The sequence below is a fragment of the Agrobacterium sp. K11 genome, assembly GCF_059429395.1.
Map to the genome: position 1 here is coordinate 285,031 of NZ_JCAHRB010000004.1, position 12,583 is coordinate 297,613.

Below are 12,583 nucleotides of genomic sequence, written 5' to 3' on the forward strand. Positions count from 1 at the left end.
CCTGTTGTGGTTGACATCGGCAGAGGCGGAAAATCCTGTCTTCTGCGGCATTTTCTATGTCGAAAGACAGGCGCTCTTTCAAGGTCAAAAGCAGCATATGTGACACGGGGAAGAATTTAAACCTTCCTTAACCCGGAAGTAACGCTTGATGCGCTATATTCTCCGGCTAGAGGTCGTGTCTCTGTAGCTGGTTGAAAAATGGCGCCCAAAAGCATCTTTTCCAGTCTTGTCCGCGAGGTCGATGGCACATGGTCCACGGCCTATGGCACCTTCAACTTGAAATCAGCCCTGCAGCCCATCTTTCGCCGAACGATGAACGGCGCTCTCGACATCGATTCCTTCGAGGGCCTGGTGCGCCCCCATCGCAACGGCGAACCGGTGACACCGGGTGAATTCTTCTCGCTGGTGGCGCCTGAAGATATAGAGAATATCGACAGTATTCTGCGCACGATCCACATTCTCAATACCGGCAGGCTCAATCGTTCGCGCGCCCGCGTTTTCGTCAACTTCCATCCGGGCCTGTTCCAGACCCCGGCCAAGATGCGTCAGGAAGTGGAGCGCATGCGCCTTACCGCCCACGAGGCCGGCATGACGGCAGACCGCATCGTCTGCGAAATCTCCGAGAAAAAAGTCTCCGATACGCAGATGGTCGCCGACTTCGCCTATCACATGCATGACATCGGTTTTCGCGTGGCGCTGGACGATTATGGCGCGGGCGATTCCGACATTGACCGGGTGAAACTCATCAAGCCGGACTATGTGAAATTCGAGGCAGGCTGGGTGCGTGATTTCATGCAGAATTCGGCAGGCGCCGCCCTTCTGCGCGTCATCGTCAGCCAGTTTCGCGACGATGGGATAGAGCCGGTGTTCGAAGGACTCGAAACCGGCAGGCAGGTGGATATCTGCGAGGACCTCGGCGTCCTGCTGATGCAGGGATACGTGTTGGCAAAACCCGAACTAGCGCCGACGAGTTTCGACGCTCGCTTTCCCGAACTCGGCAGCGGATATTTTTCACCCTCGCCAAGGTCGGACAGAAGCGCTGCGACACCGGCATTCCCGCGTGAAGAACGCCTCGCCGAGCCGCATACCCTGCGCCAGACCAGAACCTTCGGAAAACGCGGCCTTTGAGGCCGTTGACAGCGAAATTGTCCCGAAATCAGCTTTGCCACGATATTGCCACAATAAATACTGCGGAACGCCTGAATTCGGTCTCCAAGCCGTCCATTTCGAAGCCTCTTTTATCCTTTGAGAACAGGGACAAGAGGCGATCGCCATGTTTACCAACGACAGGACATCAGTTGAACGGTTAAGGGCGCAGAGAACGCTGTTTTCCCTCTGGATGGCCATTGCCGCCTTTCTTGTCGTCGTCACCATGGCCGCCGGGATCGCAACCTCGGCCAATGCAGCCCCTCAGGCAATCGACACCCTGCAGACATCCTCTATTCCGCAGGTGACGGCAACCGCGCGGGCGGGCGGGCACCTGTTGCTGGTTATCTTCTCGGCCGCAGCCTTCATAAGCCTCGGCATAGGCGGCCTCGCGCTTACCCGGCGAAGCCTGAAGGACGAGGCCCGCCGCCACAAGTAAACCGCCCTCTCCTCGACTTGCGGCATCGGCGTGTTGCTGCTAAAGCACAGGGGGAGTCGTCAGAACGACGTTTCAAAAATCCCCGAAATGCCAAGGCCGCGACGGAATGATCTTCGGGCCCCTGCTGTGCTGGTGCCATCAATGACGCGTATTCAGGCCAACATGCTGCTTCTGCTCGCCGCGGCGATCTGGGGAGGCGGTTTCGTCGCACAATCATCCGCCATGGCCTCGATCGGGCCATTCTGGTTTGTCGGTCTGCGCTTCGCCATTGCCGCCATCGCCGTGCTGCCATTCGCCCTGATGGAAAACCGCTCGAAAAAATCGTCGCCACGTCGCAGGGAAATCGGCGGCTTCATCCTTGTGGGCCTCGCCCTGTTCGGCGGCGCGACGACGCAGCAGGTCGGGCTTTTGACTACAACCGTCACCAATTCCAGCTTCCTGACGGGACTTTACGTCATCTTCGTGCCCGTGATCGCCGTCGTTCTTTACCGGCGCCATCCCCACTGGATCGTCTGGCCCGGCGCCCTGATGATGCTGGGCGGAATATTCCTGCTCTCGGGCGGCGCATTCGAGGCGCTGACGCAGGGCGATATTCTCAGCATCATCTGCGCCTTCTTCTGGGCAATCCAGATTACGCTCGCAGGTCGTTTCGTTTCCGAAAGCGGACGGCCGCTTGCGCTCTCATGCACTCAGTTTGCGATTTGCTCTCTCTTGAGTTGCATGATCGGCCTTGCGGTAGAACCCATCAGCATGGCGTCCATAGAGGGGTCGCTGGCGGAAATTCTATACGTCGGCCTCGTATCCTCCGGCCTCGCCTTCGTTTTGCAGGTCGTCGCCCAGCGGTATACGACCGCGCCGCAGGCTGCGATATTTCTGTCTTCAGAGGCGCTTTTCGGTGCCTTGCTGGCGTCGATTTTCCTGAATGAAACCATTTCCAGCGCCGGTTATATCGGCTGCGTGATCATTTTCGCCGCTATATTGATCGTCGAACTGGTGCCGGAACTGACGCGTAAACGGCAAAAAACCGCCGTTGGAACGGCCTGACGCAGAAAGAACTGATTTTTCTGTTTCGAGGAAAAATCGTACCGCCGCATTCAAAATTTTGCCCGGAAACCGAAGGCAACCGGCAATTATTTCATCAATTATCAAATATGCGGAAAAAATGTGCGACTACGCGCAGGAATTCTACCGCAGGTTTTTATCCGACAAAAAGCCCGTGAAAACTTTTGCTTGCCAATTTTCCATAAACGCAGCAATCTACTGCGGTTCGGGCAATTTGCGAGCATGGGAAGGCCTATAAATTTGCGCACTGGGGACGCTATAAACCTCGGGCGGTGGGACGAAAAACGTTGGATGAGAACGCCATTACTTCCCGCTGTGAAGGTCCTTTTTCTCAATAGTCAAGAGCTGCCTGCCAACGCCCTCGCGGGGCAAAACTGTAATGCTGCCTGTAGCTGAACGCGGGCAGAGCGAAAAGGACCTGATGCATGGCCGAAACTGGCACCGTAAAATTCTTCAACACAGACAAAGGCTTCGGCTTCATCAAGCCAGACAATGGTGGCGCTGATATCTTTGTTCATATCTCTGCCGTACAGGCTTCCGGCCTGTCCGGACTTTCAGAAAATCAGAAAGTGAGCTTCGACACGGAACCGGATCGTCGCGGCAAGGGCCCGAAGGCAGTCAATCTGCAGATTGCTGGCTAACCCTAAAACGGCTTTCATTTCTAGTTGAAGCCCGGCAGGAATGCCGGGTTTTTTTATGCCCAATCCGGAGGCGCCAATACGCGCCCGGAAACTCAGATCCCCTTGAGATAGGGGTTGGTGCGCCGCTCCTCGCCAAGCCGCCCGCCGGGGCCATGGCCGCAGATAAATCCGACATCATCACCCAGCGGCAGCAGCTTGTCGCGAATGGACGCCATCAGTTGCTCGTGGTTCCCGCCCGGCAGGTCGGTACGCCCCACCGACCCCGCAAACAGCACATCGCCGACATGGGCGAATTGCTGGTCGCGATTATAATAGATGACGTGACCTGGAGCGTGACCCGGGCAGTGGTAGACTTCAAAGACATGATCGCCGAAAGATACCGTGTCGCCCTCATTCAGCCACCTGTCCGGCAAAACGTTCTGAAGGCCGCTTATGCCGTATTTCTCGGCCTGCGTCTCGATCCTCTCGAGCAGCGGTCGATCGTCCTCATGCGGGCCGATCACCGGCAGGGAAAGCTTCTCGCGCAGTTCCTTGGCGCCGCCGGCATGGTCGAGATGGCCGTGCGTCAGCCAGATTTCCTTGAGCGCGATGCCGTTTTCGGAAACCACCTGAATAATGACATCCACATCCCCACCGGGATCGACGACAACGCCTTCCTTCGTATCCTCATCGAAGAGAATGGTGCAGTTCTGCTCGAACGGCGTGACCGGAATAATGCCCGCCTGCAACTTTCCCATATCCCGTGTCTCCCTGTGTGACAAATCCCGCCTCCTATAGCCTGCGGCCGGTTCCGGCACAATGGCGGAGGAAAAAGCAACGGTTTCCGGTGACCTTGCCACTCTCAAAAACTATGAGATAATTCAATTAGATATCGGAAATTTTCCCGCTCGAGACGGGAGGTATCTGTGAAAAATGTGGAACGCCCTGAAGGCTGCGACGTTGTAGGTCCAGTCTTAAAAGGAGTGAGACACATGGACAAGACGCTTAAAATGCTCATGGCTGGCGGCGCTTTCGCCCTGATGGCCGGTTACGCAAACGCCGCCATGGTCGCCACAACAGCATCGGACGTTTCCGTTCGTTCGGGCCCAGGCGAGGATTATCCTGAGCTTGGCCTTGCCACCCGTGGCAGCAATGCGGTTCTTGATGGTTGCATGGACGGCAGCAGCTGGTGCCGCATCGAAGTCAACGGCCTGCGCGGCTGGGCACATGCGGATTATCTGAATGTTATGTATGAGGGCTCTCCCGTCATTCTCGAACAGCGCCGCTCCGATATCAGCGTGCCGGTCGTGACTTACGAGAAGACCTCGAGCGTACAGGCAGAACCCAACCCCGGCGATCCGAACCTTGGCCGTGTCGGTGAAGTCAATCCGCCCGAAACAGTCATCTCCTATATTGACGAGCACCCTGCGGACACTGTCACCTTTGATGGCGAGGTAGCGGTCGGCAGCACCCTGCCCTCCGATACCCGGCTCGTGGAAATCCCTGATTACCAGTATCGCTACGTTCAGGTGAACGACGTGCCTGTTCTGGTGGAGCCATCGACGCGCCGGATTGTCTACGTCTACCAGTAGACGCGAACTCGATACCGGCAGCATGAAACCAATGAAGAGCGCGGGCTTTCCGCGCTCTTTTCTATTTCCGGTAAAGGCCAGTCAGGATTCCAGTTGCACCGGCACCCGCAGCATATTATCCACCGCAACAGAAAATGATCGCGGCATCCTCCCGAGCGGACGCATTTTCGGCTATGTTTACAGAATATTGGCGCATCGACGTATGTCAGCCGCAGAATATGAAGGAACCGCAGTGCCACCGCAATCGCTCAAAACCGCAGCCGCCAGGCAGACACCGGCACTCCCGAAGGTTGACGACGGCAAGATCGACTTCGATACGATAGAGGCGCTGTTCTTCGCGTATCGCGATTTCGTCTCCGATCCAGATGTCATTCTTTCGAAACTGGAATATGGGCGCGCGCATCACCGGGTGGTCTATTTCGTCAGCAGGCAGCCCGGCATGACGGTGGCGGACCTGCTCGACACCCTGCAGATCACCAAGCAGAGCCTTGCCCGCGTGCTCAAGCAATTGATCGACGACGGTTATATCCGCCAGATGGCTGGCCCGGAAGACCGCCGCCAGCGCAGGCTCTATCCAACGCTGACAGGGCGCGAACTGGCGCTGGCGCTGAGCGAGCCGCAGTCGCGCCGGATCGACCGTGCGCTGGAAGGGCTTGGACCCGACGCCCGCGCTTGCGTTCGCAAGTTTCTGGCGCAGATGCGCAGCCCGACACCGGGGGAAGGCGACTGACGATGGCCACGGCAACGACAAAACTCCCTCCAGCCGATGACGATGCGGCCCACCTTCTGATCGTCGATGACGACGCCCGCATTCGCAATCTTCTGCAACGTTTCCTCGGCGACAAGGGATACCGCATCTCCGTCGCAGCAGATGCGGCAGAAGCCCGGCGCAAGATGGTCGGCATCCGTTTCGACCTTCTCATTCTCGACGTGATGATGCCGGGGGAAAACGGGCTTTCGCTCACCCGGTCGCTGAATGAGAACAAATCCGTGCCGGTCATTCTCCTGACCGCCCGCTCGGAGGCGGATTCCCGAATTGCTGGGCTGGAAGCCGGCGCGGATGATTATCTCGCGAAGCCTTTCGATCCGCGCGAACTTGTCCTTCGTATCAACAACATCCTGCGGCGCAACACTTCGCCGGATACGCCCAAGATCGAACAGATCATGTTCGGCCCCTACAGCTTCTCTATACCCAGGAAGGAATTGCGGCGCGGCGCTGAAACGATCCGCCTGACGGATCGCGAACAGGAGATCATGCTGCTCTTTGCGCTTCGCGCCGGCGATACCATTCCACGGCACGAGCTGGTCGAGGCGGAATCCGAAGTGGGCGAAAGAACAATCGACGTGCAGATCAACCGCCTTCGCCGCAAGATCGAGGACGACCCTGCCAACCCGGTCTATCTGCAAACGGTGCGTGGCATCGGCTACCGCCTGAGCGTGGATTGACAAGGACAAACGAAAGGCGGGCGCACAGCCATGGCGAGCCTCGATTTTCTAATCACTGTCAGGAACAGCGGCGTAGCGAAGACCTGGCGCGCATTTACCAGATGGCTTCGCCACTGGCTGCCCACCGGGCTTTATACGCGCTCGCTGCTTATCATCATCCTGCCGATGATCCTGCTTCAGGGCGTTGTCGCGGCCGTTTTCATGGAGCGTCACTGGCAGCTGGTTACCGAGCGCCTTTCCTCCGCCGTAACGCGCGATATCGCAGCGATCATCGAGCTTCTGCAAACTGATGAGGAAGAAGACGACTATCAGCGCGTCATCCGCATCGCTCGCGAGAAGCTGGGTCTCAGCATCTACATCGAGCCGAAGGCCGATTTGCCGGCCCCGAGACCAGAACCGTTGTTTTCCATTCTGGATACGATCCTCGCCAATCAGCTGACCCAGCAAATCGGCCGGCCATTCTGGATCGATACTTATGGCAACGGTTCCCTGGTTGAAATACGTGTCCAGCTCGAAGACAAGACACTCCGCGTCTTTACCAGTCGCAGCGCCGCCTATGCCTCCAACACGCATATCTTCCTTGTCTGGATGGTCGGTGCATCGCTGGTTCTGATCGCCATTTCCATCCTGTTCCTGCGCGGTCAGATCAAGCCTATCGAAGCGCTTGCCAAGGCGGCCGAAAACTTCGGCAGGGGCCAGAAGATCAGCGCCTATTCCCCACGCGGCGCAGACGAGGTGCGGCGGGCGGGACTTGCCTTCATATTGATGCGCGAACGCATCGAGCGGCAGATGGAACAGCGCACTGCCATGCTGAACGGTGTCAGCCACGACCTGCGCACCATCCTCACCCGTTTCAAGCTGCAACTCGCGCTTGCCGGCGACAATCCTGATCTGGAAGGGTTGGACAAGGATGTCGAGGATATGCAGTCGATGCTGGAGGCCTACCTCACCTTTGCCCGCACCGATGTCGAGGAGGATGTCGGCACGCTGGAGCTTCCGGCACTTCTGGAAAAAATCGACTATGATTTCGAGCTGCACGGCAAGAAATTCAGCTACGAGCTTTATAATATCGACCAGATCATCGCGCGCCCGAATGCCCTCTCCCGCCTCGTCGCCAATCTCGCGGAGAATGCCCGGCGCTATGCCAGCAAGCTCCATATCGACATCCGCAAGGCTCCACGCTCCATCATCATGACGTTTGATGATGACGGGCCGGGTATTCCGGAAGCGTCAAGGGAGGATGTCTTCAAGCCGTTCTTCCGGCTGGACGAGGCACGCAACCTCAACGCCTCTGGCACCGGGCTCGGCCTCTCCATCGTCCGAGACATCGCCCGCAGCCATGGCGGTGACGTATCGCTGGACGACAGCCCGATGGGCGGATTGCGGGTAATCGTCAAAATTCCGGCGTAGAGCAGCGGAGAGAAAAATGTGATGCGGCTCGCCCGCATCCGTCATTCCAGCCTTGAACCGGAATGACGGAGAAAGAGTGTTAAGCCTGCGCAATCTTCGGGTTGCGTGTTGTTGCGCTTTCTCAGCACATTTTCTCGCCGTTCGGCACCGGCCGCTCGACCGCGGCAAGCACGATGTCGCCGTTGCCATCGGCAAACCCCAGTGTCAGAACTTCGGAGCGGAACGGGCCAATCTGGCGCGGCGGAAAATTCACCACACCCAGCACCTGCCGGCCGATCAGACTTTCCGGGGTATAGTGCACCGTGATTTGCGCCGAGGATTTCTTGATGCCGATCTCGGGGCCGAAATCGATCTTCACCTTGATCGCCGGCTTGCGTGCTTCCGGAAATGGCTCTGCCTCAACGATCGTGCCGACACGGATATCGACCTTCTCGAAATCGGCATAGGAAATTTCACTGCTCATGCCCTGCTCCCGCCAGCCTGCTCGTCTTCAACCAGCCAGTTCTTCGGCGCGATTTTTCGCCGCAGCGATCGCCTTGTCAAACAGGGGCTGCATGCCGTCTTCGGCCATCAGCACCGAAAGTGCGGCGGCCGTTGTACCGCCCGGCGAGGTAACGTTCTGGCGCAGGCGCGCCGCCTCGTCAGAAGACTGATGCAGGAGTTCGCCAGCACCGGCCACGGTTTCACGCGCCAGCCGCATGGCTATATCCGCCGGCAGACCGGCCTTGCGACCGGCTTCCGCCATGCATTCAACCAGATAGAAGACATAGGCCGGACCGCTTCCCGAAACCGCGGTGACCGCGTCGATATCGCTTTCGGTTTCCACCCATTCGACCGGACCGCTGACCTTCAGCAATCCATCCACCACGGCCTTTAGCGCCGGCGTCACCAATTCGTTGGCATAGGCGCCCGTCACGCCACGGCCAACCATGGCCGGCGTGTTCGGCATGGCCCGCACGGCGGCGACCGAGCCGAAATGCGAAACGAAAGTGCCGATGGTGGTGCCGGCCGCAATCGAAACCACCACGGCCTCGGGTCCGAGCAAGGGCTTGAGGGAGGGTAGCACTGCTTCCATCATCTGCGGTTTTACCGCGACAAACAGAATGCCCGCCTTCACGCCGTCAGGCACGCTTTCGCTATGCGTGGCGCCCGCTTCCGCAATTGTCGTGCGCATGGCGTCGGAGGGGCGCGGATCGATGACGATAACCTGCGAACCCGGCACACCCTTTTTCAGCCAGCCCGAAAGCAAAGCGCCGCCCATATTGCCCGCCCCAACGAGGACGAGAGGACCGGAAGCCCTGTAGACCATTTTCAAGCTTCTCCGACGGTCTCGAACATGACCGCTTCAATTGCACTTTTCGCATCCAGCCCCGACCATACGACGAACTGGAATGCCTGATAATATTGTTCGCATGCCTCAAGCGCGCTGGAAAGCAGCACTTCCACCTGCTGGTTGTTAGGCTCCGCACCGCCAGCCAGAAGCAGCGACTGGCGGAAGATCACAACATCTTCCTGCCGCCACAGATCGAAATGACCCATCAGTACCTGGCCGTTGACCTGAGACAACAGGCGAATGACTTCGTTGACGCGCTGATCGGGCACCTTGATGTCGAAGGCGCACGCCAGATGCAGTGCCTCAAAATCTTCCATCCAGGAAAAGGAAACGTGATAATCGGCCCAGTGGCCCGCCACCGTCATGGCGATCTCGTCTTCGCCGGAACGTTCGAACGACCAGTCGTTCGAGGCGGCGACAATCTCGATCATGTCCACGGGATTGGACTGGCGCTCAATTTCAAATTCTATCAGGCTCATGCGGCACCTTCTCATCCGGTATGGATGTTCTGTTTTGAACGCCGGGCACAAAACGCACACACAAACCGGATTCAACACTTGAGACGATTGCCCGACACCAACAGAGTTACACATTCACCCTGTGTGGAGCTTACCAGGTTCGTTTCGAATCATCATTTAAAATCAGTGTATAATGGCCGAGTCCTGCTGCCACCCCTCGGGCAGCATTTTTACTTTTTGAACAGTGGATATCTTCTCCCCCATCACCTCAGGCGAGATACATAAGCGACTCTGGCAATTGCGTTTTTTGGAAGTGTCCACAGGCCTCAAAAAATTAACGATGGAGGCAGGTCCGGATCGAGAGGGAATAATTTCGGGTTGCATGGCCCGCAAACAAAAAGTCCCGGAATCGCAGGCGATCCGGGACCTATTGATGAAAAAGCGCGAAAAGAATCAATCCTTGGCAGCAGAAAGCTTTGCTTCCAGAGCCTCGATGCGAGCGCGCAACGCATCGTTTTCATCGCGCGCCTTTATCGCCATCTCGCGCACCGCGTCGAATTCCTCGCGCTTGACCACGTCGAGGCTGTTCAGCCAGCGATCCGCCTGTGCGTGCAAGGCAGCCTCGGCCTCTTTGCGCATTCCCTGCGCAGCGCCCGCCGCATCGGTCATCAGCTTGGCGAATTCATCCAGAAAACGATTGGTGCCTGTCGTGCTCATGGCCCTGTTCCTTCGTCGGTTCAGGGAGCGTTCCGTTCCCTGCTGTTGATGCCTTTCAGGTAGGCACTCGACAGCCGCCTTGCAAGCAAAATCGAAAAATCCACATGGCTTGCAATGGCCTTCGGCATCGCAAAGCGTCCCTTGAAGAATAATCTTGACCGGCGCTGCGGCAATCGCCATTTTCCTCGCGTAAAGAGACCGGAGAGCATCATCGCCCGGCTCCTTGAGGCAATGGGTCATTCTGTTGTCCGCCCAGCAACGATGACGGAATATACGGATTGTTAGCCGCTCCCACCCAACTTGCCATCATGCCATTTCCGAATATCGATCCGGTTGCCCTGTCTCTCGGGCCTCTGGCGATCCATTGGTACGGCATTGCCTATGTCGCCGGCATCATGCTCGGCTGGTTTTATGCCCGCCGCCTTGCGCTTACGCCTCGCCTGTGGCCAAACGATACATCGCCGATCTCCGCGCAGCATCTTGACGACTTCATCCTGTGGGCAGCCGGCGGCATCGTGCTTGGCGGGCGCATCGGCTACATCCTGTTTTACGATCTTGGCGCCGTCGCCGCAAACCCTATAAGAGCACTTGAGATATGGAACGGCGGCATGTCGTTCCATGGCGGCCTGATCGGCACGACCATCGCCATGATCCTCTTCGCCCGCAAGAACGGCATCCCTGTCTGGAGCATGTTCGATATCATCGCAGCCGTCGCACCTGTCGGCCTGCTGTTCGGACGCATCGCCAATTTCATCAATGGCGAATTGTGGGGACGTATCGCCGACGTTCCCTGGGCCGTCGTGTTCCCGACCGGCGGGCCGTTTGCGCGTCACCCCAGCCAGCTTTACGAAGCGGGACTTGAAGGCCTCGTTCTCCTCGTCATTCTGGCGGTCACCATCTACGTTTTCAGGGCGCTCAAGACACCTGGTATCGTAACCGGCATCTTTGTTTGCGGTTACGCGCTGTCGCGCATCTTCGTGGAATTCTTCCGCGAGCCGGACGCCCAGATCGGTTATCTCGCGGGCAACTGGCTGACCATGGGCATGGTACTCTCCACGCCGATGTTCCTTCTTGGCCTCTGGGCCGTCTTGCGTGCGCGGCGCGCTAAAATACGCGCTTAAGCGGAATGGCCTGCCATGACGACACCGCTTGCGCAACGCATCAAATCTCTCATCCGCCTGAACGGCCCGCTCAGCGTCACCGATTTCTTCTCGCTTTGCCTGGCCGATCCTGAACACGGTTATTACCGGAGCCGCGAGCCTTTCGGCCGATCGGGTGATTTCATCACCGCTCCGGAAGTCAGTCAGCTTTTCGGCGAAATGCTCGGCGTTTTCGTGGTTCACGCCTGGCAGCGCCATGGCGCACCCGCAGATATTCGTCTGGTGGAAATCGGCCCCGGCCGCGGCACCATGATGTCTGACATGCTGCGCGTCATCCGCCGCATCGCCCCACCGCTTTACGAGACGATGCGGGTGCATCTGGTGGAGACCAGCCCTCGCCTTTGCGCCATCCAGAAAGAGACGCTCGCTGCGCATGCCGAACGGCTGACATGGCATGACAGTTTCGATGCGGTGCCGGAAGGTTTCCTGCTCCTCGTCGCCAACGAGCTTTTCGACGCCATCCCAATCCGCCAATTCGTGAAAACGCCGCAGGGTTTCCGCGAACGGGTGGTCAGTCTTGGTACCGATGGTGAACTGGTCTTCTCGACTGGGCTTGCCGGCATCGACCCGGCTCTGCTGCCGCCCGGCCCGGAACGGCAGCCGATTGGCAGCATATTCGAGATCGCACCCGCCCGCGAAGCCGTAATGACCGCAATCTGCCAGCGCCTGTCCGCATATGGCGGCACCGCACTCGCGATCGACTACGGCCATCTGGTCGCCGGGTATGGCGACACATTGCAGGCCATGCGCAACCATGCCTTCGACCCGCCGCTTTCTCATCCCGGGCAAGCCGATCTGACCAGCCATGTCGATTTCGAAAGCCTTATCAGGACGGCTGAAGCAAACGGCGTTCATGTCAATGGCGGCATCAGGCAGGGCGACTTTCTTTATGGTCTTGGCCTGAAGGAACGGGCAACCGCCCTTGCCGCAAAAGCTACACCCGACCAGACGCTTGAAATCGCCGAAGCGGTCAACCGTCTCGCTGGCGAAGGGGCTGGCAGGATGGGGGAACTTTTCAAGGTCATCGCCGTTTCAAGTCCCGCGCTCCATCTCATGCCGTTTCGCGCGGTGGATTGACAGTGCAATCACCTCTGGGCCAACATCGGCCCAGAACGAAGCAAGCGAACGCAGACACACTGCACCAGACAAACGCCGCGCAACGCCGCGGCAACAGGAAACATCTCGCTTAACGCATCCCAC

The 12,583-nt window shown here is 58.2% G+C and carries 15 protein-coding genes; 10 read left to right on the top strand and 5 right to left on the bottom strand.

Annotated elements, in window-relative coordinates:
• Positions 1-198: 198 nt before the first annotated feature.
• The 4 genes from AC5SEO_RS11045 to AC5SEO_RS11060 all read left to right on the top strand — a co-directional run bounded on the left by AC5SEO_RS11045 (position 199) and on the right by AC5SEO_RS11060 (position 3,288).
• The gene (locus tag AC5SEO_RS11045; protein ID WP_112959332.1) at positions 199-1,128 is read left to right on the top strand and encodes an EAL domain-containing protein; all 930 of its coding nucleotides are present in this window, start codon (positions 199-201) and stop codon (positions 1,126-1,128) included.
• A 145-nt stretch (positions 1,129-1,273) separates the two neighbouring features.
• Positions 1,274-1,585, top strand: a complete 312-nt coding sequence (locus AC5SEO_RS11050; RefSeq protein WP_081307400.1) for a hypothetical protein — start codon at positions 1,274-1,276, stop codon at positions 1,583-1,585.
• Positions 1,586-1,726: 141 nt separating this feature from the next.
• On the top strand, positions 1,727-2,629 hold the full coding sequence (locus tag AC5SEO_RS11055) for a DMT family transporter (RefSeq protein WP_173993044.1): 903 nt from the start codon (positions 1,727-1,729) through the stop codon (positions 2,627-2,629).
• A gap of 443 nt (positions 2,630-3,072) precedes the next feature.
• A complete protein-coding gene (locus AC5SEO_RS11060; RefSeq protein WP_003494703.1) occupies positions 3,073-3,288 on the top strand; it encodes a cold-shock protein in 216 nt (71 codons plus the stop codon).
• A gap of 92 nt (positions 3,289-3,380) precedes the next feature.
• Here AC5SEO_RS11060 and AC5SEO_RS11065 read toward each other — a convergent pair whose 3' ends face one another.
• Entirely contained in the window at positions 3,381-4,025 is a 645-nt protein-coding gene (locus tag AC5SEO_RS11065) for an MBL fold metallo-hydrolase (RefSeq protein ID WP_174068551.1), read from the bottom strand.
• A 234-nt stretch (positions 4,026-4,259) separates the two neighbouring features.
• Here AC5SEO_RS11065 and AC5SEO_RS11070 point away from each other — a divergent pair, with 234 nt between their 5' ends.
• From AC5SEO_RS11070 to AC5SEO_RS11085, 4 genes are all read left to right on the top strand, one after another.
• A complete protein-coding gene (locus AC5SEO_RS11070; RefSeq protein ID WP_003513439.1) occupies positions 4,260-4,859 on the top strand; it encodes a DUF1236 domain-containing protein in 600 nt (199 codons plus the stop codon).
• A gap of 202 nt (positions 4,860-5,061) precedes the next feature.
• Positions 5,062-5,589: a MarR family winged helix-turn-helix transcriptional regulator gene (locus AC5SEO_RS11075; protein ID WP_003513440.1), complete on the top strand. Its 528-nt coding sequence runs from the start codon at positions 5,062-5,064 to the stop codon at positions 5,587-5,589.
• A 2-nt stretch (positions 5,590-5,591) separates the two neighbouring features.
• Complete coding sequence (locus AC5SEO_RS11080; protein WP_003513441.1) at positions 5,592-6,305, top strand: response regulator; 714 nt, start codon at positions 5,592-5,594, stop codon at positions 6,303-6,305.
• A gap of 30 nt (positions 6,306-6,335) precedes the next feature.
• Positions 6,336-7,715 carry an ATP-binding protein gene (locus AC5SEO_RS11085; protein WP_003513442.1) on the top strand — a complete coding sequence of 460 codons (1,380 nt, stop codon included), beginning with the start codon at positions 6,336-6,338 and terminating at the stop codon, positions 7,713-7,715.
• Between the two features lie 121 nt (positions 7,716-7,836).
• Here the strand turns inward: AC5SEO_RS11085 and AC5SEO_RS11090 are convergent, their stop codons facing one another.
• The 4 genes from AC5SEO_RS11090 to AC5SEO_RS11105 form a co-directional block, all read right to left on the bottom strand.
• Complete coding sequence (locus AC5SEO_RS11090; RefSeq protein WP_003513443.1) at positions 7,837-8,178, bottom strand: tRNA-binding protein; 342 nt, start codon at positions 8,176-8,178, stop codon at positions 7,837-7,839.
• Between the two features lie 27 nt (positions 8,179-8,205).
• Complete coding sequence (proC, locus tag AC5SEO_RS11095; protein WP_174061042.1) at positions 8,206-9,024, bottom strand: pyrroline-5-carboxylate reductase; 819 nt, start codon at positions 9,022-9,024, stop codon at positions 8,206-8,208.
• A 2-nt stretch (positions 9,025-9,026) separates the two neighbouring features.
• A complete protein-coding gene (locus AC5SEO_RS11100; RefSeq protein WP_006311131.1) occupies positions 9,027-9,527 on the bottom strand; it encodes a type III secretion system chaperone family protein in 501 nt (166 codons plus the stop codon).
• 432 nt (positions 9,528-9,959) lie between these two features.
• Positions 9,960-10,223 (bottom strand): accessory factor UbiK family protein, encoded by a 264-nt coding sequence (locus AC5SEO_RS11105; RefSeq protein WP_003513446.1) that lies wholly within the window; start codon positions 10,221-10,223, stop codon positions 9,960-9,962.
• 308 nt (positions 10,224-10,531) lie between these two features.
• On the opposite strand from AC5SEO_RS11105, the gene lgt reads away from it, so the two are divergent.
• Both lgt and AC5SEO_RS11115 read left to right on the top strand, forming a co-directional pair.
• Positions 10,532-11,344, top strand: coding sequence for a prolipoprotein diacylglyceryl transferase (gene lgt / locus AC5SEO_RS11110; protein WP_029658791.1), 813 nt, complete (start codon positions 10,532-10,534; stop codon positions 11,342-11,344).
• Between the two features lie 15 nt (positions 11,345-11,359).
• On the top strand, positions 11,360-12,460 hold the full coding sequence (locus tag AC5SEO_RS11115; RefSeq protein ID WP_097100646.1) for a class I SAM-dependent methyltransferase: 1,101 nt from the start codon (positions 11,360-11,362) through the stop codon (positions 12,458-12,460).
• Positions 12,461-12,583: the final 123 nt, after the last annotated feature.